The organism is Luteolibacter sp. LG18, from assembly GCF_036322585.1.
Lineage (GTDB): Bacteria > Verrucomicrobiota > Verrucomicrobiia > Verrucomicrobiales > Akkermansiaceae > Luteolibacter.
The window spans coordinates 1,606,690-1,625,878 of sequence record NZ_AP024600.1; the positions used below are offsets into that span (position 1 = coordinate 1,606,690).

A 19,189-nucleotide genomic window follows, 5' to 3' on the forward strand; every position below is an offset into this window, starting at 1 on the left:
CTTCGCGTGGGGTCATGCCGCCAGCACGCCGCACAGCGCGGCCAGCAGCAGCATGCCGCAGAACCGGTCATAGCGCTCCCGCAGCTCCGGCTGGGGCTGGCACTCCGCCATGATCCCCAGGACGACCGCCGCCACCAGACAGAGGACCGCGCCCCCGTAGCCGATGGCCTTCTCGACGGGATGATCCCGCGTGCAGGAACAGGCGAGGAGGGCGACGACCACGGACAGCGGACGCATGGGTTGCTTTATGCGCGATCGGATGCCGGAGCGCGACTTTTTACGGGGTTGGCATGCCGGGCGTTCCTTCACCTTGGGGTCTGTTGGTGTCCAATCAGGAGTTTCCGAGGCTGGAAGGTTTCCGCCACGATTCGATTGCGTCGGAATGAGGCTCGTTCATACAAGAACCATGCGACAAGAACTGCTCCAGAACCCCGTGTTCTCGATGGCCGCCGCCCAGTTCGACCGGGTGGCGGACTTCCTCAACCTCAACGACGAGCTGCGCGAGCGGTGCAAATGGCCGAAACGCCTGATCAGCGTGACCATGCCGGTGAAGCTGGATTCCGGCGAGGTGAAGGTGTTCTTCGGCCACCGCGTGCAGCATCACCTCACCCGCGGCCCGGTGAAGGGCGGCCTGCGCTACCACCCGGCGGTCGATCTCGGCGAGGTCGCGGCGCTGGCGATGTGGATGAACTGGAAGTGCGCGCTGATGGACCTGCCGTACGGCGGCGGCAAGGGCGGCATCACCTGCGACCCGCGCTCAATGAGCATCGGCGAGCTGGAGCGCCTGACGCGCCGCTTCACCATGGAGATCCTGCCGTTCATCGGTCCGGAGATCGATGTGATGGCGCCGGACATGGGCACCAACGAGCAGACCATGGCGTGGATCACCGACACCTACTCGACCCACGCCGGCTACCTGGTGCCGTCCATCGTCACCGGCAAGCCGCTCGGCCTCCAGGGCTCCGCGGGCCGTGCCCAGGCCACCGGCCACGGTGTCGCCTTCCTCGCCTCCAGCGCGCTCCACAAGAACAACCTGCCGGTCGAGGGTGCCACCGCGGTGGTCCAGGGCTTCGGCAACGTGGGCTCGCACACCGTCTACACGCTGGCCAGCTACGGCGTGAAGGTCCGCGGTATCTCCGACGTCCAGGGCGCGATCTGGAACGACCGCGGCCTCGATGTCCACGCGCTGCGCGAGCACGTCGCGAAGACCGGCTCCGTGGTCGGGTTCGCCAACGCCGAGCCGATCGATCCCGAGCAGCTCCTCTGTCAGCCCTGCGATGTCCTCGCGCCCTGCGCGCTCGACCGCGTGATCCACGGCGACAATGCCGCGAAGCTCCAGTGCAAGATCCTCGCCGAGGGCGCGAACGGCCCGACTACCCCGGAGGCGGACGCCATCCTCGACCAGCGCGGCGAGATCCACGTGATCCCGGACATCCTGTGCAACGCCGGTGGCGTCACGGTCTCGTACTTCGAGTGGGTGCAGAACTTCCAGCACTTCCAGTGGAGCGAGCGCGAGGTGCTCTCGAAGCTGGAAACCATGCTCCAGCGCTCCTTTGAGAAGGTCACGTCGTTCGCGGCGCGGCAGGGTGTTTCCCAGCGGGTGGCCGCGCAGGCAATCGCGATCAAGACGGTGGCGGACGCCAAGGCGCAGCGCGGGATGTTCCCGTGATGGCTTGCTACCCGCCTGTTTGCAGCTAGGGTGTTCCCGTGAGCTTCGCCATCCAGCTCCCGGTCCGCGACGACCAGACCGCGTTCAACCTGCGCGTCTGGGAAGCGGTGCTTGCCGATCCTTCGCTGGAGCGGTTGGAGCAGCGCATCGAAACGGACCGGCACGGCCATATCATCATGACTCCTCCTCCCGGTCCGGCGCATGGCAGCCGCCAGTTCACCATCGGTTTCGAACTCCGCACCCGCCTCGGCGGCCGTGTCATCACGGAATGCCCCCTCACCACCTCGGACGGGGTGAAGGCGATCGACGTGGGCTGGTATTCGGACACGCGCCATGCCCGCGCCTACGACAAGCGCTGTTTCCTGGAAGCCCCGGAGATCTGCGTGGAGGTGCTTTCACCCTCCAACACCGTCGCCGAGATGGAGGAGAAGAAGGCCCTGTATTTCGATGCGAACGCGTCCGAGGTGTGGTTCTGCGAGGAAGATGGGAGCATGGTCTTCCACACCGCCGCCGGTCAGGTAGCGGATTCCCCGTTGTGCCCGGGCTTCCCGCCGCGCATCGACGCCTGATCCATCATGCACCGCCTCGCCTTCTCCCGTTTCGGTCCACCCGCGGAAGTACTGGAACTTCAGTCGCTCGAACTCCCGCCTCTGGCGGAGGGCGAGGTGCGCCTGAGGATACTGGCCGCGCCGGTGAATCCGGCGGACCTGAACTTCATCGAGGGCACCTACGGCATCAAGCCGGAGCTGCCCGCCGTCTCCGGCATCGAGGGTTGCGGCGAGGTGACCGAGAGCGGCGACCCTCGTTTCGCTCCGGGCGACCTCGCGGTCTTCCTGAAACGCTCCGCCACCTGGGCCAGCCATGTGCAGGTGCCGGGGGACATCCTGTTCAAGCTGCCCGCCGGGATCGACCCGCGGCAGGCGGCGATGCTGAAGGTGAACCCGGCCACCGCCTGGCAGCTCCTCACCGGCTTCCGCCGCCCGGAGCCGGGCTCGTGGATCGTCCAGAACGCCGCGAACTCCGGCGTGGGCCGCTGCGTGATCCGGCTGGCGAAATCGATCGGGGTTCGTACGATGAACTTCGTACGTCGCGCCGAGCTGGTGGACGAACTGAAGGCGCTCGGAGCCGACCACGTCGCGGTCGATGGCGAGGAGGGATTCCAGGAGGCGAAACAGGTGATCGGCAAGCCCGGCGCGGCGCTCGGCTTCAACGCGGTTGGCGGCGAGAGCGCGCTGCGCGTGATGAACCTGCTGGCCCCGCACGCCGTCCACATCACCTTCGGCGCGATGGCGCGGCGTCCGCTGACGATTCCGAACGGCCTGCTCATCTTCAAGGACCTCCAGTTCCGCGGCCTGTGGATCACCAAGTGGATCGAACAGGCCTCGGAAGCCGAGATCGCGGAAACCTACGGCCGCCTGGCGGAGATGGTGGTTTCCGGGGAACTGGTCCAGCCGGTGGACGCGGAGTTCCCGCTGGCGGAGTTCCAGGCCGCGCTGGTCCGCGCGGGCGAGGGCAGTCGCTCCGGCAAAGTACTATTTGTGCCGTAGCGGCCCGCTTGTATCGTTGCGACGTCGCATTCCTACACGTGCGGCGGTTCGGTCGTTTTGAATAGCCGCAGGTGCTTGTGGGTCGGCGTGGATTGTGGTCGGGATGGAGGTCTGCATGAAGACGTCCATCCTGCCGCTCCTGGTTCTGGCCAGCCACGTTTCCGCCGCACCGCTTTCGAAGCACGTGGTCGGAAACGTGAACCGCTACCTGGCGAACTCGGCACGCACCGATCTCATTGGCCCGGAGATGTGGACCTGCCCGAAGGAGGTGAGCGACGAGCGGGTGTCGAAGCCGGACCAGAAGGACGGCACCGTGGTCGGCCCGCAGTTGCCGGGCGAGAACTGGGGCCCGCCGGGCTTCGGATTGCAGGGCGTCTTCTGCGCCGGCCATCAGACCGGGTTGCAGGATCTCATCGGGCTCGCCGCCAGCGAGACGCGGGATGGCAAGACGGTGACGCTGGAGTTCGTGCCGACCCGCCACCAGTGGACGCCCGCCTGGGAGGTGAGCAGCTACCGGCCGCTGCCCACCGGGGCGGCGGGCACTTCGCCGCTGGCGGGAAATCTTTCGATCAAGGAGACGAAGTGCATCACGCCGGAGAACGTCTTCGTCGCCGAGCTGGAGATTCTCAACGACCAGCGCGAAGCCGGCACCTTCGATTTCGAACTCGTCGCTCCGGATCTCAAAATGAGCGGTGAAGGAGCCGTGACCTTCACCGCCATCACCAATGCCGGTGGCATCGCCCGCGAGGTGCCGGGGCAGAAGGAGCGCCAGGGTTGGCCGGTCCATGGCAGCGGCTGGCTCGCGGCAAAAGGGGATCTCACTTTCGGAGAAGGTGTCCAGCTCCCACCACAGCGCACGGTGAAACTCCGATACGCCTTCGCCATCGACGAAGTGGGCACCACCAACGCGCGGGCGCGGGTCGAGGCGGTGCTGGCGGAGGCCAATCCCTTCCAGCGGAGCGAGACCGCCTTCAACGCGTGGTATGCCGCGAACGTGCCCGCGTTCCAATGCGGCGATCCCGACCTGCTGAAGCTTTACTACTACCGCTGGCTGGTGGTGAAGCGATCGGTCCACGATCCCAAGAAGTTCATCGCCGGGCATCCTTACAAGCGGCCCGCGATCTACGAGAGCCCGGTGGGCGATTGGTTCTGCGCGGTGATCGGCCTGCCCATCCCGGTGCAGATCGAGGAGATCCGCTGGTGCCGCGACATCACGCCGGGCAAGAACCAGATTCTGAACTGGGTGGACAACGTCCATTACCAGTACCGCGACTACCTCCAGTTCACACCCGCCGCGATGTGGAACTTCTACAAGCTCCACCCCGATCCGGAGATCCGCGCCGCGGTGGCGCAGCCCGCGACCGATTACGCGTGGAAGGACGTGCCGGTCCATGGTCAGCCGCAGCTCCCGGTGCAGGAGGGGAGCTGGCCGACCGGCGCGGAGTACCAGCCGAACTTCTACCAGTTCACCAAGCCGGAGCCGTGGGACTGGCGGCACGACGTGGAAGGCCACAAGCAGGGCTTCCCGTACGCGAAATCGATCCGCCTCGACAAGGCCAGCTTCACCATCGCGAACCTCTACGGTGCCGCCCATTTCATGGAGGAGCTGGGGAACGTGAAGAGCTTCACCGATTCCCGCAACCAGGCCGACCGGATGCTCAGGACCATCGAGGACAGGCACTGGAAGGACGGCTTCTTCTACGCCGCCGATCCCGAGACGTACGCGCTCGCCGACCAGGCCGCGTGTTACGACGGCTTCCTGCCGTTCTTGTTCGGCATGATACGGGATCCGCAGTATTTCCGCGCCTTCGACCGCTTCTTCGATCCCGCGTGGTTCTGGACCGAGTACCCCATCACCACCGTGGCGCGGACGAATCCGATGTACTGGAGCGGCAATGCCATCGCCGGTCCCACAGCCTCCAGCGTGTCCCAGCCGCACGGCTACCCGTGTTCCTGGAACGGCCCGATGTGGAACTACAACAACAGCGCGATGTGCGAGGCGCTCGGTTCGGTGGCGTCGTCACCGGGCGGCGAGCGCTATCGCGACGGCTGGCTCGAATTCCACCGCCGCTGGTCGGACAGCCACTTCATCTACGGCGACCGCTCGGTGCCGTGCGCGATGGAGCACCTGCGCCCCACCGACGCGGCGAACTTCCGCCGCCGGGTGGTGGACTATTTCCACAGCGCGTGGCTGGACTCCACCTTCAGCTACTGGGCGGGGATCCGCGTCACGGACGACCGGAAGGCGGTGGTGTTCGATCCGTTCACGAAGGAGGACTTCCGGTTGGAGAACGTCCCGGCGGGCGGGCGGGAGCTGACCTTCGTGCAGGAGGATGGGAGGAAGCGCGTGCTCGATGCCTCGGGCAAGGTGCTTGCGGAGGGGCCGGCGGGGAAGGCGCTGGAGGTAAGCGCGAAGTAACAAGGAGCAGGGACATTCCTGTCCCGTTCTGAAGAGAGAAGATGACGGGACAGGAATGTCCCTGCTCCTTGGGGGCTACTTATTTCATCGCCTCGCGGCACCACGCCAGCGCCATCAGCGCGTAGCCGGTGCCGTAGGGCTTGTGGTAGTTGTAGAGCGGGTAGTCCCACCACGAGCCGTCCTTCTGCTGGCGGGTGAGGATCAGCGCGGCGAGGCGTTTCGCGTAGGCGGCCTGCTTGTCTTTCGGCAGGTGCTTCGCGGACTCGGTGAAGTAGTAGATGCCGTAGTAGTAGAAGTAACCGGCGATCTGGAACTGCGCCTCGTGCGGTACCGGGCGCTCGCGGCCGTGGTCGAGGAATCCCTGGCGGTCGAGGAAGCGTTCGGCCCAGGTGTCCAGCACGGCGTTGGTCACCAGCTTGTCGCCGTCGAACGCGCGCAGCGCGGCGTTGCAGGCCTGCGAGCGGGCGAGCGAACCGGCCGGGCGGTTGATCGGCACCCGCGGGCGGTAGACGAAGCTCAGCGAGTAGAGGTAGGAGAAATCCGGCGTGCGCTGGCGGCGCAGCGAGACCAGCGCGTGCTCGACGAGCTTGTCGTCCAGCTTCACGCCCATCGTGTCCCGGGCTTCCGCCATCGAGAGAAGTACGGTGGCCGTCGTAAATGACGTCGGGACGCCCGAGGGCTTCTTCGTCGTCAGGTCGTCGTGCATGTCAAGATAGCCCCAGCCGCCGTTGACGTCCTCGGAGCGGCCGACGAGTTCGATCTGCTCCTGTCCCAGCTTCTGCCACTCCGCTTTTTTCACGGGATCGGTCTCGTGCTCCCAGAAGCGCGTCATCGCACGCAGCCCGTAGGCGTGGCCCCACACGTTGTAGGTGGTCGTCTGGTCGGCGCGGCGCAGCTTCGGCAGGTTCTCGCGGGTCCACGCGGCGGCCTTGTCGAGTGCGGCCTTCACCTCGGGTCGGGTATCGTGGCAATCCAGCAGCCCGGACATCGCCAGGCCGGAAGCCCCGGCGCGGAAGGCGTGGTGGGCGCCCGGCAGCGGCGCGTAGATGTTGAGGTCCTTGGTCAGGGTGGGGCCGCCCCACGAACCGTTGGGGTTCTGGTTCGCCACTAGGAAATCGACGCCGCGGCGGATGGCGGTCTCGATGTTCTCTGCGGTGGCGGGCACCGGCACGAGCTCCTTCACCGGGTCGCGCGGGGTCTCGTCCTGGCCGCGGGCGCAGGCGAGCAACAGCGCCGAGATGACCAGCGGGCGGATCACGGCACGACGACCTGGCCGGCTTCGAGACCGGAGAGGATTTCGGTTTGCTCGCCGGACACGCGGCCGCGTTTCACCGGGCGCGGGGCGGTCTTGCCGTCGGCGAGCTTCACCGTCACGGTCCAGCCGTCCTTGGAGGCTTTCAGAGCGGAAACGGGGAGCGCGATGGCGGACGGGTTCTCGTACGAGATGATGCGTACTTGGGCGGTGGCACCGGGGACCGGCGGGGCCTCGGCGGGCCAGTTGCCGGCGAGGTCCACGCGGTAGCGGCCGTCGGTGCCGGGCGTGTCCGCCACCTGTTTCACGGTGGCGGTGGCGGCGAGATCCTCGCGGCCCGGCAGGGTGGCGGCACCGGTGGCGTCCTTCGGCAGCGAGCGGGCGGTGGCCTCGTCGGCGAAGGCGACCAGGCCGAGCGGCGTGCCCGCCGGAATGAAGGTGGCGAAGCCGCGTCGCGCGGCCACCGAGCCGTGGGGGATGAGCGTTTTCACCGCCTCACCGGTGGTCCAGCGGCCATCCTCGATCACGCCGTGGTAGAACCACCCGGCGGCCGGAGCCTTGATCGGCTCGGCGGTCTTTCGGGCGTCCTCCAGTTTCGCGAGGTCGTCCTTCTGGCGACCGAGAAGGGTCTTGGCATTCGCCACCTCGATCTCCTTGAGCTGGATCTGGCGGGGGAGGTCGACTTCGGACTTCCCGAGTGCGAGGCTGGCCGATCGCGCACCCGCGTCGAAATCCTCGGCCTGGCGGGGAAGGGTGGTGTCGAGAATCCGCCTGTTGTCCTGCTCCGCCATCCGCACCATGAATTCGGCGCTGGCCACGGCGTCGCGCTGGCGCACCAGGATGATTTCCTCGGTGTCCTCGGTGAGGTCGTCCGCCTTGTACATCTTTTCGAGCTGGCGCAGCTCCTCGCGGGCGTTTTCGAGCTGCTGCTTGGAACGCTTCAGCGCCTCGTTCGAGCGCTCCTCCTGGGACTTGCGGCTGGTGTTCGAGAAATACGCCAGATCGTCCGCGGCATTGCGGGCGGCCCGTTTGGCGGCGTCCGCCCGGAGCGTGTAGTTGTCCTTCAGCGAACGCAGCTCGGTCTCGGACTGGCCGAGCGTGAGCACCGCACTGTCGAGCGCCTTGCGGGCGTCCTCGAGCTTGCGGTCGAGCGCCTTGGTGTCGAAGGAAACGAGCACGTCGCCCGCGTTGACGCGGCTGCCGTGGGCGGCGATCGAGTCGAGCTCGAAGGCAGGCCAGCCCTCGGCCTCCAACTTCAGCACCATCGGCGCGGGCGGCAGGGCGGTGGCCGCCAGCGTGCGCTCGATGGTGAACGGCTTCAGCTCGAGGGTGATCTCGCCCGCCGGAGGGGCCGCGGCGGCGAGGGTCGGGAGCAGGGCGGCGGTGGCGATCAGGCGCATGGCGGACGGACGGTTACGGAGGAAAGGCGGGGAGTATTACTCCGGCCTGCCCTTCCGGGCGAGCCAAACCGGCAGCAGGCGCGGGCGCTTGGCGGTGGTGGAGGAGGGGACCCGGTGCTCCACCACGGTGAAGCCCGCGCGCTCCAGCGTGCGGAACAGCGAGGCCAGCGGCCGCGAGGAGGCGATCGCCAGCAGGCCGCCCGGTTGCAGCGCGTCATAGGCGGCGGTCAGCCAGCGGCGGTTTTCCACGATCGATTTGCCGTCCTTTCCGATCGGAGCGGTTTCGGTGTGGAGAATGATGGCGTGCAGGGTGCCCTCGTGGCTGGCGAGCCCGCTCGGGCCGGCATCCTGCTCCAACACCACGCGGCCGTCCTTCACGAAGGCTCCTTCCGGGAAATGCTCGCGCTGCCACGTGACGAGCTCCGGCTGCGGCTCGGCCACGAAGAACGTGCCCCGTTTCTGCAACAGCGACTCGCAGGCCGCCGCGAGCGATTGGCCCAGGCCGAGTCCGGCGAACCAGATCTTCGGCTGGCGGGCCGGCCGGAAGGGCGCGCAGGCGAGCCGCGCGCATTCTTCTTCCGCGGTCCGGGTGGAGGCTCCGGCGATTTCCTGACCGCGCACGACCAGCGAGTGGCGGCCATCGTGTTCCTGGAGCTCGAGCGGGGTTCCGTCCGCGAGCGTGGCCGTGGCGAGGGTGATGCGTGGTTTCATGTGTTGGAGACTTGCGGCTTCCGGGGGGCGATAGTAGAAGAAAATGCGTATGTCCATCGATCCTTCCATTCCACCGCCCTCGATTCCGCCGGTTCCGCCGCCGGATCTCACCCCTCCGGCTTCGCCCGCGCCGCCTCCGGCCGCCGCCGCTGAACCCTACACCCCTCCTGCCGCAGCGGCTTCGGCACCGCCCGCAGTCGCGCCGGCAGGAGAGAATACGGTCGCCGTGGTGGCTTACCTCACCCTCATCGGGTTCATCGTGGCCATCGTCATGAACAAGGATGAGAAGAAGAACAGCCTCGGGAACTACCACCTGCGCCAGATGCTCGGATTGCTCATCCTCGGCATCGGCGGCTCGGTGATCATCAACATCGTCGCCTTCGCCCTGCACCGCGTGCCCGTCGTCGGCTCGCTCGTGGGCCTCACCGGGTGGGCGTTTCAGATCGTCCTAATCGTGGCTTGGGTGCTCGGCCTCATCGATGCCCTGAACCGCCGCGAGAAGCCGATTCCGGTCGTCGGGCCTGTCATCCAGGACAAGCTGAAGAACGTTTTCGCCTCATGAGACGGGAGAACTTGCCGCCCGTCCTTTGAACCGTTAGAAGCGCGATTGTATGTCAAACGACCCTTCCTCTCCCGCTCCGGCACCCGCACCCATTCCGGGCGCGGACAAGAAACTGCTGGCAGGCTTGCTCGGCATCCTGCTCGGCTGGACCGGTGCCCACAAGTTCGTCCTCGGCTATCAGAAAGAGGGCATCATCCAGCTTGTTGGCAGCATCGTCACCTGTGGTTTCGGTGGCATTGTCGGCATCATCGAGGGCATCATCTACCTCACGAAATCCGACCAAGAGTTCGTCGACACCTACGTCAACGGCCGCAAGCCCTGGTTCTAACCACCGGTGCGCCGGGCCTCGCGCCCGGCGTCTCCAGTCCCTTCAACAAGAAGACCCCGGCCGCGAGGCCGGGGTCGTTCGTGTCGGGTTTTTGAGGAGTCGTAGGGAGGCCCGGAGGCCGGGAATTACAGTCCGCCCTTGAGGGTGGAGGAAGCCTTGAAGCCAACGGTCTTGGAGGCGGCGATCTTCATGGACTCGCCGGTCTTCGGGTTGCGGCCGAGGCGCGCGGCGCGCTTCTTCACTTCGAAGGTGCCGAAACCGATGATCTGGACCTTCTTGTCCTTCTTGATGCCTTTTTCGATGGCACCGAGAACGGCGTCGAGGGCTTCGTCGGCGGCTCGCTTGGTCGCGTCTTTTCCGAGGGCTTTCTGGATGGCTTCAACGAGTTCAGCTTTATTCATGGCGACGCTTTTTCTGAGAAGCCTGTCGATGGTTTGCAAGAGAAATCCGGTTTAAAAATTCCCTACGGGCGGCTTGACTTCCGGGCATGGCGGCTCTCCGGGGAGGCCCGCGGATGCCCGTCCCGGGCCGGTCGGAGAACGTTAGGGAGACCTGTTAGATTCTGTTAGAAAACGGCCGGGATTGACCCCCGCTTTCCGGAGGTGCAGAACACCGGACGATGGAACCGATGGATGAACTGCTCCGGCGCGAGGTGCCGGTGGTCCTCGCCGCGGCGCGCGCGCTGCCGGCGGAGGCGCATCTCGCCGTGGAGCTGGCCCATGTCCGCGCCGCGTCCGCGCGGGGCTACTTCCTGCCGGACGAGGACGAGTCGGTGCGTCTACGATACATGCAGTATTTGGCGCTGCGCGCCTCCCTGCTCGGCTCGATGTCCGCGCTGGCGGCGGCCGCGGACCGGCATGGCTGGGAGGAAGGCCTGCCGGCGTTCGCCACCGCCTTCGCCGCGGCCTGCGTGCTGGCGCGGGCCGCGCGCTTCATGAGCGGCGTGGCGCTGGAGCACCCGGTGCTGTGGAAGAAGCTGGACGAAGCCGACTCCCGCCTCGGCCTGCCGCGGAAGAGCTTCACCCGCGCCTACAAGGAATCCGTCTCGCCCGTCACGCTCGCGCGCTTCCGCGCCGCGGCGGAGTTCTACGGCACCCATCGTAGTGAAATCCACGCCCTGGCCGCCGATCCGGCGCTCGCCCCGGTGGTCGGGCTGCTGGGGTCCGAGGAGCCACGGATCGAGGCCGGCCGCCGCGCGGCGGTGCGCCGCCATTTCCTCTACCGGATCTTTTCCTTCCGCCGCCGCCATCGCTCCGCCTGGCGGCAGGTCATGTTCGGCCTGTTCGAAACCGGCGGCCGGGCGGTCTCCGACCTGCACCTGCCCGGCATCAAGCCCGCCGGGGCCCCGAAACGGGTCACCCCGGAGCTGCGCGCCGCCCTCGCGCCCCACCTCCGTCCCGGCGACGTGGTCGTCACCCGCCACGATGACGCGGTGAGCAATCTCTTCCTCCCCGGTTTCTGGCCCCACGCCGTCCTCCACCTCGGCAGCGCGGAGGAACGGGCCGCCCTCGGCATCGAGTCGCCCGCCCACGGCCGGGGCGAGGTCCGGTTCCTGGAATCCAAAAAGGACGGCGTCCGTTTCCGGCCGATGGACGAGACGCTGGAGGTCGACGCCTGCGTGGTGCTCCGTCCGCCGCTGGAGGGGGAGGGGTTGGCCACCGCGATCCGCCGCGCGATGTCCCACGAGGGGAAACTCTACGACTTTCTGTTCGATTTCCGCTCCGCCGACCGGCTGGCCTGCACCGCCGTCATCTACCGTGGCTTCGACGGCGTCGGGCCGGTGGCGTTCCGTTTGAAAGAGGTGTCCGGCCGACTCTGCCTGCCCGCCGAGGACCTCCTCGACCAAGCCCTCGGCTGCGGATTCCGGGTCGTGGCGACCTGCGGGATCGGGGGGAATTCCCTGCTCCTCGGAGCCCCGGCCGAGGAGGCCTTCCGGGCCACCCGGAAGGGGGCCTGAATCCGTCACAAGCCACGGATTATCAACCTACCTGCGGAGCTTGTGAAATTTTTCACAAGAACATTACAATTAGAACTTGCATGGCAGGTTCCCCCTCACTATGCACCCGGGCGCCCGCCGTCAACGGGCCCTTCCGCATGCGCTTCCTCACCTCGACCCTGACTGTCTGGCTCCTCGGCCTTGCCTCCACTTTCGCGAGTGAGGGCGGTGCCCACCACGGCCTGCCGCTGCACGCCGAGAAGATCGTCGAAGGTCTGCCGATCAACAACTCGATGATCATGGTCTGGATCGCGGCGCTGATCATCATCCTCTTCGCCAAGATCGCCACCCACCAGATCAAGCTGATCCCGGCCGGCCTCCAGAACCTCGCCGAATGGCTGGTGGAGAGCCTTTACAATTTCCTCGAAGGCATCCTCGGCAAGCACCTCGTCAAGCGCACCTTCTGGTTCTTCGGTGGCGTGTTCATCCTGATCCTGGTCACCAACTGGATCGGCCTGTTCCCGGGCGTCGGCACCGTCAAATACAACGGCGTGCCGCTCCTCCGCGGTGGCAATGCCGACCTGAACATGACGCTGGCCCTGCCGATCCTGTTCAGCATCCTGTGGCTGTATTGGTCCGTCACCGAGAACGGCGTCAAAGGCTTCCTCGCCCACATCTTCGCGCCGAAGGGTGACTTCAACGGCATCATGAAGCTGGTGATGGGTGTCATTTTCTTCGCGGTGGGGATCATCGAGGTGTTCTCGATCATGCTTCGCCCGGTCGCCTTCTCCTTCCGTCTCTTCGGCAACATCTACGCCGGTGAGAACATGCTGGAGATCATGATGAGCCTGGTTCCGAAGTCGATCGCCTTCCTGCCGGCCCTTCCGTTCTACTTCCTCGAGCTCTTGGTGGGCCTGATCCAGGCGCTCGTGTTCATGCTGCTGTCCGCCGTCTTCCTGAAGCTGATGTGCGAACATCACGACGAAGAGCACGGCGCGGACCACGCCCACTGAAAAATTTCCCGGTCCGACCATGGCACAGACCGTGGGGGCCGGAACACCAAACCGAAACCAACTGAAATACCATGACCCTTGAAATCCTCCCCATGCTCGGTGAGCTCACCGGCAGCCTCCAGTCCGGTCTTGCCGCCATCGCCGCCGGCGTCGGCATCGGTCTCATCGGCTCCAAGGCCGCTGAAGCCACCGGCCGCAACCCGGGTGCCTCCGGTCAGATCCTGACCCTCTCCATCATTCTTGCAGCGCTCGTCGAAGGTGCCTTCTTCGTCGCCGCTCTTGTGAAGTGATTTTCCCGGGCGGCGGCCCCACAACCGGCCGCCGCCCACCCCTCTTTCCGTCCGCCTCTTCTTCTTCCAGCCAAGCCCGCCGCCATGTTCGCTTTCCTCACGATTCTTGCCTCCGATGTGCACGCTGAAGCCGCCCAGGCCGCCGCGACTCCCGGCAATCCCGCCGAGGCCATCGCCAAGGGCTTCCACTTGGAAGGGCCGCTTTTCCTCGCCCAGTTCATCAACATCGTGGTGGTGCTGATCGTCCTGAAGAAGTTCGCCTTTGGCCCGATCGTCGCCATGCTCGAGCAGCGCAAGGCCCGCATCGCCGAGGGTGAGGCCAACCTCGTCCGCATCCAGCAGCAGCTCGCGGATTCCGAGAAGCACACCGCCGAGGCCATCGCCAAGGCCAACTCCGAGGCCCAGCGCCTCGTGACCGAGGCCAAGGAAAGCGCTGCGGTCTTCTCCGAGCAGAAGTCGCAGGAAGCCATCGCCTCCGCCCAGCAGATCCTCGCCAAGGCCGAAGCCGCAGCCCGCGCCGAGCGCGAGCAGATCGCTTCCGAGCTGAAGCGCGAGTTCGGCCGCCTCGTGACGGCCACCACAGCCCAGGTCACCGGCAAGGTCCTCAATTCCGACGACCAGAAGCGCATCAACGACGAAGCGCTCGCCACCGTCGAAGCCTGATCCTCTTTTCCCGCCGCGTCGCCATGAAGATCTCCAAGAACGCCACCATCGCCGCCCGCCGGATTTTCCGCTCCTGCCAGACCCCCGCCGGCCTGGATGAGCCGAAGCTCTCCGCGGCGATCCGCGAGCTCGTGGCGACGCAGCCGCGCGACTTCCGCGGCATCCTCCACGGCCTGAAGCGCCTCGTGCGCCTCGAGGTCGAGCGCCGCCAGGTGGTCGTCGAAAGCGCCGCCGACCTGGACGCCGCCTCCCGCGGCCGCGTCGAAGCCGGCCTCACCGACAAGTACGGCCACGGCCTCACCTTCGAATACCGCGTGAACCCCGCCCTCCTCGGCGGTCTCAAGGTCCGCGTCGGCAGCGACGTCTTCGACGGCTCCGTGAAGGGCCGCCTCGACCGCCTCGCCCAAGTCTTCTGATCCGCCTGTCTCCTCCGTCCACCAACTTCCCACTCTCAACCCGCCACTCCCATGAGCAGCATCCTGCAGGAACTCGAAAAGGAAATCGCGAACGTCGCGACCTCCGTGAACAAAACCAACGTCGGTATCGTCCGCCAGGTCGGTGACGGCGTGGCCCGCGTGGAAGGCCTTTCCGACGTCATGCTCAACGAGATGATCTCGTTCCCGGGCGGCGTCACCGGCATCGCGCTGAACCTCGAGGAAAGCGAAGTGGGTGTCGTGCTTCTCGGCGAATACAACTCGATCACCGAAGGCACCGAGTGCTCCGCCACCGGCAAGCTGCTCTCCGTGCCGGTCGGCCGCGCCACCTTCGGCCGCGTCGTGAACGCCCTGGGCGCCCCGATCGACGGCAAGGGCGAGATCGCCGCCTCCGCCCAATACCCGATGGAGAAAATCGCGCCGGGCATCATCAAGCGCAAGTCGGTGTCCGTTCCGGTCCAGACCGGCATCATGTCCATCGACGCCATGATCCCGATCGGCCGCGGCCAGCGCGAGCTCATCATCGGTGACCGTGCCACCGGCAAGACCACCATCGCGGTGGACACCATCATCTCCCAGGCCAAGCAGAACAAGCTGGCCGAGCAGGGCAAGCTGCAGAACTTCAAGCCGCTCTACTGCATCTACGTCGCCATCGGCCAGAAGCTCTCGAACGTCGCCCGTATCCAGAAGACCCTGGAAGACGCCGGCGCGATGGAATACACCACCATCGTCTCCGCCACCGCCTCGGACGCCGCCGCCATGCAGTTCCTGGCTCCCTACGCCGGCTGCGCCATCGCGGAATACATGATGGACCAGGGCGAGGACTGCCTCATCGTGTTCGATGACCTTTCCAAGCACGCCGTGGCCTACCGCCAGGTGTCCCTGATCCTGAAGCGCCCGTCCGGCCGCGAAGCGTATCCGGGTGACGTGTTCTACCTCCACTCCCGCCTCCTCGAGCGTTCCGCCCGTCTCTCCGACGCGGCCGGTGGTGGCTCCCTCACCGCCCTCCCGGTCATCGAGACCCAGGCCGGTGACGTGTCCGCCTACATCCCGACCAACGTGATCTCCATCACCGACGGTCAGATCTACCTCGAAACCGACCTCTTCTACCAGGGCATCCGCCCCGCCATCTCGGTGGGTCTCTCGGTGTCCCGCGTGGGTTCCGCCGCCCAGACCAAGACCATCAAGTCCGTCGCCGGCACCACCAAGCTCGACCTCGCCCAGTTCCGCGAGCTCCAGGCCTTCGCCCAGTTCGGCTCCGATCTGGACGCCTCCACCAAGAAGAAGATCGAGCGCGGCCAGCGCATCGTCGAGCTGTTCAAACAGAACCAGTACTCGCCGCTCTCCATGGAGATGGAGTCCGTCTACCTCTTCGCCATGCAGAACGGCTACTTCGACGATGTCGCCGTCTCCGACGTGAAGCGCTTCCAGAAGGATCTCGGCGAGTTCTTCGAAACCCGCAAGACCGACCTGCTCGACAAGATCCGCAACGAGAAGCCGGACCTCAAGAAGGACGCCACCTCCGTCGGCGCCGTCAAGCAGGCCATCGAGGACTTCAAGAAGGGCTGGAAGTAAAGTTAACGGTTATGGGTTAGAGGTTATGGGAGGGGGCCACGGTCCATCTCCGGCCTCTTCCCCTCTAACAAATAACTCTTAACACGTAACGTTTCCCATCAATGGCCAACCTCCGCGACATCCGCCGGCGTATCAAGTCCGTCAAGGGCACCGCACAGATCACCCGTGCGATGCAGCTTGTTGCTGCCGCCAAGATGAAGAAGGCGCAGGACCAGGCGCTCGCCGGCCGTGACTACGCCAAGCAGCTCAAGGAAGTCCTCGTCAACCTCAAGGAGAACGTCGCCGAGGACGCCCACCCGCTGCTCGTGAAGCGCGAGGGCAACCGCGAGCTCGTCCTCGTGGTGTCCACCGACAAGGGCCTTTGCGGCGCGCTCAACACCAACCTCTACAAGAAGCTCCGCGCCGAGACTTCCGAGACCGCCGACTTCGTGACCGTGGGCCGAAAGCTCCGCACCACGCTGGAGAAGCTCGGCAAGCACCTCGTCGCCGACTTCGAGATCAAGGACCCGGTTCCCTTCGCGGAAGCCCGCCCGATCGCGAAGCTGCTCAGCAAGCTGTTCCTCGACGGCAAGTACGACAAGGTCAGCGTCGCCTTCACCAACTTCGTCAGCACCCTCCGCCAGGAGCCGACGGTCGTGCAGCTCCTGCCGATCGACGCCAACCATCTCGGCGAGGACCAGGCCTACGAAGGCATGGCCGGCATCGACCACGGCACCGCCGACAAGAAGACCGCCCTTTCCAAGGACTACCTCTTCGAGCCGTCCCCGGCCGACGTGCTGGGCACCCTGCTGCCGCTCTACGTGAACTTCCAGGTCTACCAGATGATCGTGGAGTCCCGCGCCTCCGAGCACTCCGCCCGGATGGTCGCCATGAAGAGCGCCACCGACAACGCCAAGAAGTTCATCAAGGAGCTCACGCTCGAATACAACAAGCTGCGCCAGGCCGCCATCACGTCCGAGCTGCTTGAGATCACCACCGCCATGAAGGCGATGGAGTAACCCCTTCAACGTCCGTCCAATTCCAACCCCGATCGCGCCCGCGATCCCGTCCCACTCCCACCATGTCCAACCAAGGAACCATCGTCCAGGTCATCGGCGCCGTCATCGACGCCGATTTCTCGAAGGCCGCCAAGCTGCCGGAGATCTACAACGCGCTTGAAGTCAGCTACCCGCTCAATGGCGTGGAGACCAAGCTCGTGCTCGAAGTCCAGCAGCACCTCGGTGACGGCTGGGTCCGCGCCGTGTCCATGTCCACCTCGGACGGTCTCAAGCGCGGCATGACCCTGGTTGACACCGGCAAGGCGATCGCCGTGCCCGTCGGCAAGCAGGTCCTGGGCCGTATCTTCAACGTCACGGGTGACCTGGTGGACGAAAACGTGCCGCTCGCGGACGCTTCCCTGCGCTCCCCGATCCACCGTCCCGCTCCGTCCCTGACCGAGCAGTCCGCGAACACGGAGATCCTTCCGACCGGCATCAAGGTCATCGACCTGATCTGCCCGCTGCTGAAGGGCGGCAAGGGCGGCATGTTCGGTGGCGCGGGCGTGGGCAAGACCGTCGTCATCATGGAGCTCATCAACAACATCGCGAAGGCGCACGGTGGTTTCTCCGTGTTCGCCGGCGTGGGTGAGCGCACCCGTGAGGGCAACGACCTCTACTGGGAAATGATCGAGTCCGGCGTTATCGCCACCGAGAAGGACGAGAACGGCCACATCAAGCTCGATGACAAGGGCAACCCGGTCCTCACCGAGGGCTCCAAGGTGGCCCTCTGCTACGGCCAGATGAACGAGCCGCCAGGTGCCCGTCTCCGCGTCGCGCTCTCCGCCCTGACCATGGCCGAGCACTTCCGCGACCAGGACAACCAGGACGTGCTCCTGTTCGTCGACAACATCTTCCGCTTCTCGCAGGCCGGTTCCGAGGTGTCCGCCCTTCTCGGCCGCACCCCGTCCGCGGTGGGTTACCAGCCGACCCTCTCCGAGGAAATGGCGTCCCTCCAGGAGCGCATCACCTCCACCAACAAGGGCTCCATCACCTCCATCCAGGCGGTGTACGTGCCGGCGGACGACTTGACCGACCCGGCTCCGGCGAACACCTTCGCCCACCTTGACGCGACGGTCGTGCTTGAGCGCTCCCTCGCCGAGCAGGCGCTCTTCCCGGCGGTCGACCCGCTCGCCTCCACCTCCAAGGCCCTCGCGCCGGAAGTCGTGGGTGCCGAGCACTACCGCGTGGCCCGTGGCGTCCAGCAGATCCTGCAGCGCTACAAGGACCTCCAGGACATCATCGCGATTCTCGGCATGGACGAGCTTTCCGACGCGGACAAGCTCACCGTGTTCCGCGCCCGCAAGATCCAGCGCTTCCTCACCCAGCCCTTCCACGTGGCGGAAATCTTCACCAACGTCCCGGGCGCCCTCGTTTCCCTCGAAGACACCGTCCGCGGTTTCGCCGAGATCATCGACGGCAAGTGGGACGATGTGCCGGAAGGCAACTTCTACATGAAGGCCGGCATCGACACCGTCTCCCGCGACTGATCGGCTATAAGTTAGAGGTTATTTGTTAAGGGTTATTGGGTAGAACCAGAACCTCAATAACCTCTAACCTCCAACCAATAACCTTCCCCATGGCCCTCCATCTCGAAGTCGTCACCCCGGAAAAGAAGGTGTTCTCGGACACCGTCGAGAACGTCTACCTTCCCGGTGAAGACGGCGAACTCGGCATCCTCGAGCATCACGCCGCTCTCGTGACCGGCCTGAAGCCCGGCGAACTCCGCTACCAGAAGGCTGGCCAGACCGTTCATCTCGCCATCGGCTCCGGCTTCGCCGAAGTCACCGACACCAAGGTCGTCGTCCTGACCGACAACGCCCTCGGCGAAGCCGAGATCGACGAAGCGAAGGCCGAAGCCGCCATCCACCGCGCCGAGGAGGCCCTCAAGTCCCTCGACCACGCCGCGGATGCCGAGGAAGTCGCCCACCTTCAGGGAGTCATCGCGAAGAACCTCGCCCAGCTCAAGCTGAAGCGCCGCCACCATTCTTGACCAAGGAGCAGGGACATTCCTGTCCCGTTCTTGTTCTTCCTTTCAAGCAGCCGCCGGAGCCATCCGGCGGCTGTCTTGTTTAGTTGCACAAGCATTCCTTGCTTGTGAGTGTGTGAACTCCGTCTGCCCGGGGAGATCCACGGACGATCCCCACGGGTCATTTGGAACATCTCCGGGCATCGCACCGCTCCCGCTCACAAGCAGGAATGCTTGTGCTACCCACCCAAAAACCAATCGGCGGATCTCGGAACGGGGGGATTCCGACATCCGCCGATCGAAAGCTCGGGGGGAGTTGTTTTCTTCCGGGGGGAGAAGGTCGGCGGTCGATCGGGGGGACTCTCGCGCTGACATGGATAGACTGCC

General features: G+C 65.8%; 20 protein-coding genes. 15 read left to right on the plus strand and 5 right to left on the minus strand.

What is annotated here, in order from left to right; all coding sequences use genetic code 11:
• Positions 1–12: 12 nt before the first annotated feature.
• Positions 13–237 carry a hypothetical protein gene (locus llg_RS06715; protein ID WP_338288937.1) on the minus strand — a complete coding sequence of 75 codons (225 nt, stop codon included), beginning with the start codon at positions 235–237 and terminating at the stop codon, positions 13–15.
• A gap of 169 nt (positions 238–406) precedes the next feature.
• Between llg_RS06715 and llg_RS06720 the strand changes: the two genes are divergently transcribed.
• From llg_RS06720 to llg_RS06735, 4 genes are all read left to right on the plus strand, one after another.
• On the plus strand, positions 407–1,669 hold the full coding sequence (locus llg_RS06720; RefSeq protein WP_338288938.1) for a Glu/Leu/Phe/Val dehydrogenase: 1,263 nt from the start codon (positions 407–409) through the stop codon (positions 1,667–1,669).
• 38 nt (positions 1,670–1,707) lie between these two features.
• Positions 1,708–2,238, plus strand: coding sequence for a Uma2 family endonuclease (locus llg_RS06725; protein ID WP_338288939.1), 531 nt, complete (start codon positions 1,708–1,710; stop codon positions 2,236–2,238).
• Between the two features lie 6 nt (positions 2,239–2,244).
• Positions 2,245–3,216 (plus strand): 2-enoyl thioester reductase domain-containing protein, encoded by a 972-nt coding sequence (locus tag llg_RS06730; protein ID WP_338288940.1) that lies wholly within the window; start codon positions 2,245–2,247, stop codon positions 3,214–3,216.
• Positions 3,217–3,331: 115 nt separating this feature from the next.
• Positions 3,332–5,635, plus strand: coding sequence for a hypothetical protein (locus llg_RS06735; RefSeq protein ID WP_338288941.1), 2,304 nt, complete (start codon positions 3,332–3,334; stop codon positions 5,633–5,635).
• A gap of 79 nt (positions 5,636–5,714) precedes the next feature.
• On the opposite strand, the gene llg_RS06740 is transcribed toward llg_RS06735, so the two are convergent.
• Genes llg_RS06740 through llg_RS06750 form a run of 3 tightly spaced genes read right to left on the minus strand, consistent with a single transcriptional unit; the run spans position 5,715 to position 8,998 of the window.
• Complete coding sequence (locus llg_RS06740) at positions 5,715–6,893, minus strand: prenyltransferase/squalene oxidase repeat-containing protein (protein WP_338288942.1); 1,179 nt, start codon at positions 6,891–6,893, stop codon at positions 5,715–5,717.
• The gene (locus llg_RS06745; RefSeq protein ID WP_338288943.1) at positions 6,890–8,287 is read right to left on the minus strand and encodes a hypothetical protein; all 1,398 of its coding nucleotides are present in this window, start codon (positions 8,285–8,287) and stop codon (positions 6,890–6,892) included. Before llg_RS06745 ends, llg_RS06740 begins: the two co-directional genes overlap by 4 nt.
• Before the next feature lie 36 nt (positions 8,288–8,323).
• Positions 8,324–8,998: a hypothetical protein gene (locus llg_RS06750; RefSeq protein ID WP_338288944.1), complete on the minus strand. Its 675-nt coding sequence runs from the start codon at positions 8,996–8,998 to the stop codon at positions 8,324–8,326.
• A gap of 49 nt (positions 8,999–9,047) precedes the next feature.
• On the opposite strand from llg_RS06750, the gene llg_RS06755 reads away from it, so the two are divergent.
• Entirely contained in the window at positions 9,048–9,560 is a 513-nt protein-coding gene (locus llg_RS06755) for a hypothetical protein (protein ID WP_338288945.1), read from the plus strand.
• A 49-nt stretch (positions 9,561–9,609) separates the two neighbouring features.
• Entirely contained in the window at positions 9,610–9,888 is a 279-nt protein-coding gene (locus llg_RS06760; protein ID WP_338288946.1) for an NINE protein, read from the plus strand.
• 125 nt (positions 9,889–10,013) lie between these two features.
• Here llg_RS06760 and llg_RS06765 read toward each other — a convergent pair whose 3' ends face one another.
• Positions 10,014–10,289, minus strand: coding sequence for an HU family DNA-binding protein (locus llg_RS06765; protein WP_338288947.1), 276 nt, complete (start codon positions 10,287–10,289; stop codon positions 10,014–10,016).
• 227 nt (positions 10,290–10,516) lie between these two features.
• On the opposite strand from llg_RS06765, the gene llg_RS06770 reads away from it, so the two are divergent.
• From llg_RS06770 to atpC, 9 genes are all read left to right on the plus strand, one after another.
• A complete protein-coding gene (locus llg_RS06770; protein ID WP_338288948.1) occupies positions 10,517–11,845 on the plus strand; it encodes a YiiX/YebB-like N1pC/P60 family cysteine hydrolase in 1,329 nt (442 codons plus the stop codon).
• Between the two features lie 137 nt (positions 11,846–11,982).
• Positions 11,983–12,837, plus strand: coding sequence for a F0F1 ATP synthase subunit A (gene atpB / locus llg_RS06775; RefSeq protein WP_338288949.1), 855 nt, complete (start codon positions 11,983–11,985; stop codon positions 12,835–12,837).
• Between the two features lie 71 nt (positions 12,838–12,908).
• A complete protein-coding gene (locus llg_RS06780; RefSeq protein ID WP_338288951.1) occupies positions 12,909–13,127 on the plus strand; it encodes an ATP synthase F0 subunit C in 219 nt (72 codons plus the stop codon).
• An 84-nt stretch (positions 13,128–13,211) separates the two neighbouring features.
• On the plus strand, positions 13,212–13,790 hold the full coding sequence (locus llg_RS06785) for an ATP synthase F0 subunit B (RefSeq protein WP_338288953.1): 579 nt from the start codon (positions 13,212–13,214) through the stop codon (positions 13,788–13,790).
• 23 nt (positions 13,791–13,813) lie between these two features.
• Positions 13,814–14,206, plus strand: a complete 393-nt coding sequence (locus llg_RS06790) for a F0F1 ATP synthase subunit delta (RefSeq protein WP_338288954.1) — start codon at positions 13,814–13,816, stop codon at positions 14,204–14,206.
• Between the two features lie 51 nt (positions 14,207–14,257).
• The gene (gene atpA, locus llg_RS06795; RefSeq protein ID WP_338288955.1) at positions 14,258–15,799 is read left to right on the plus strand and encodes a F0F1 ATP synthase subunit alpha; all 1,542 of its coding nucleotides are present in this window, start codon (positions 14,258–14,260) and stop codon (positions 15,797–15,799) included.
• Positions 15,800–15,900: 101 nt separating this feature from the next.
• Positions 15,901–16,797 (plus strand): ATP synthase F1 subunit gamma, encoded by an 897-nt coding sequence (gene atpG / locus llg_RS06800; RefSeq protein WP_338288956.1) that lies wholly within the window; start codon positions 15,901–15,903, stop codon positions 16,795–16,797.
• 62 nt (positions 16,798–16,859) lie between these two features.
• A complete protein-coding gene (gene atpD, locus llg_RS06805) occupies positions 16,860–18,323 on the plus strand; it encodes a F0F1 ATP synthase subunit beta (RefSeq protein WP_338288957.1) in 1,464 nt (487 codons plus the stop codon).
• A gap of 89 nt (positions 18,324–18,412) precedes the next feature.
• The gene (gene atpC / locus llg_RS06810) at positions 18,413–18,826 is read left to right on the plus strand and encodes an ATP synthase F1 subunit epsilon (protein ID WP_338288958.1); all 414 of its coding nucleotides are present in this window, start codon (positions 18,413–18,415) and stop codon (positions 18,824–18,826) included.
• The last annotated feature ends 363 nt before the right edge of the window (positions 18,827–19,189 follow it).

Excerpts from the sequence above, each read along its gene's own strand:
- llg_RS06715 (WP_338288937.1), bottom strand. The coding sequence starts at position 237 with ATGCGTCCGCTGTCCGTGGTCGTCGCCCTCCTCGCCTGTTCCTGCACG.
- llg_RS06720 (WP_338288938.1), top strand. The coding sequence starts at position 407 with ATGCGACAAGAACTGCTCCAGAACCCCGTGTTCTCGATGGCCGCCGCC.
- llg_RS06730 (WP_338288940.1), top strand. The coding sequence starts at position 2,245 with ATGCACCGCCTCGCCTTCTCCCGTTTCGGTCCACCCGCGGAAGTACTG.
- llg_RS06735 (WP_338288941.1), top strand. The coding sequence starts at position 3,332 with ATGAAGACGTCCATCCTGCCGCTCCTGGTTCTGGCCAGCCACGTTTCC.
- llg_RS06745 (WP_338288943.1), bottom strand. The coding sequence starts at position 8,287 with ATGCGCCTGATCGCCACCGCCGCCCTGCTCCCGACCCTCGCCGCCGCG.
- llg_RS06750 (WP_338288944.1), bottom strand. The coding sequence starts at position 8,998 with ATGAAACCACGCATCACCCTCGCCACGGCCACGCTCGCGGACGGAACC.
- llg_RS06755 (WP_338288945.1), top strand. The coding sequence starts at position 9,048 with ATGTCCATCGATCCTTCCATTCCACCGCCCTCGATTCCGCCGGTTCCG.
- llg_RS06760 (WP_338288946.1), top strand. The coding sequence starts at position 9,610 with ATGTCAAACGACCCTTCCTCTCCCGCTCCGGCACCCGCACCCATTCCG.
- llg_RS06765 (WP_338288947.1), bottom strand. The coding sequence starts at position 10,289 with ATGAATAAAGCTGAACTCGTTGAAGCCATCCAGAAAGCCCTCGGAAAA.
- llg_RS06770 (WP_338288948.1), top strand. The coding sequence starts at position 10,517 with ATGGATGAACTGCTCCGGCGCGAGGTGCCGGTGGTCCTCGCCGCGGCG.
- atpB (WP_338288949.1), top strand. The coding sequence starts at position 11,983 with ATGCGCTTCCTCACCTCGACCCTGACTGTCTGGCTCCTCGGCCTTGCC.
- llg_RS06780 (WP_338288951.1), top strand. The coding sequence starts at position 12,909 with ATGACCCTTGAAATCCTCCCCATGCTCGGTGAGCTCACCGGCAGCCTC.
- llg_RS06785 (WP_338288953.1), top strand. The coding sequence starts at position 13,212 with ATGTTCGCTTTCCTCACGATTCTTGCCTCCGATGTGCACGCTGAAGCC.
- llg_RS06790 (WP_338288954.1), top strand. The coding sequence starts at position 13,814 with ATGAAGATCTCCAAGAACGCCACCATCGCCGCCCGCCGGATTTTCCGC.
- atpA (WP_338288955.1), top strand. The coding sequence starts at position 14,258 with ATGAGCAGCATCCTGCAGGAACTCGAAAAGGAAATCGCGAACGTCGCG.
- atpG (WP_338288956.1), top strand. The coding sequence starts at position 15,901 with ATGGCCAACCTCCGCGACATCCGCCGGCGTATCAAGTCCGTCAAGGGC.
- atpD (WP_338288957.1), top strand. The coding sequence starts at position 16,860 with ATGTCCAACCAAGGAACCATCGTCCAGGTCATCGGCGCCGTCATCGAC.
- atpC (WP_338288958.1), top strand. The coding sequence starts at position 18,413 with ATGGCCCTCCATCTCGAAGTCGTCACCCCGGAAAAGAAGGTGTTCTCG.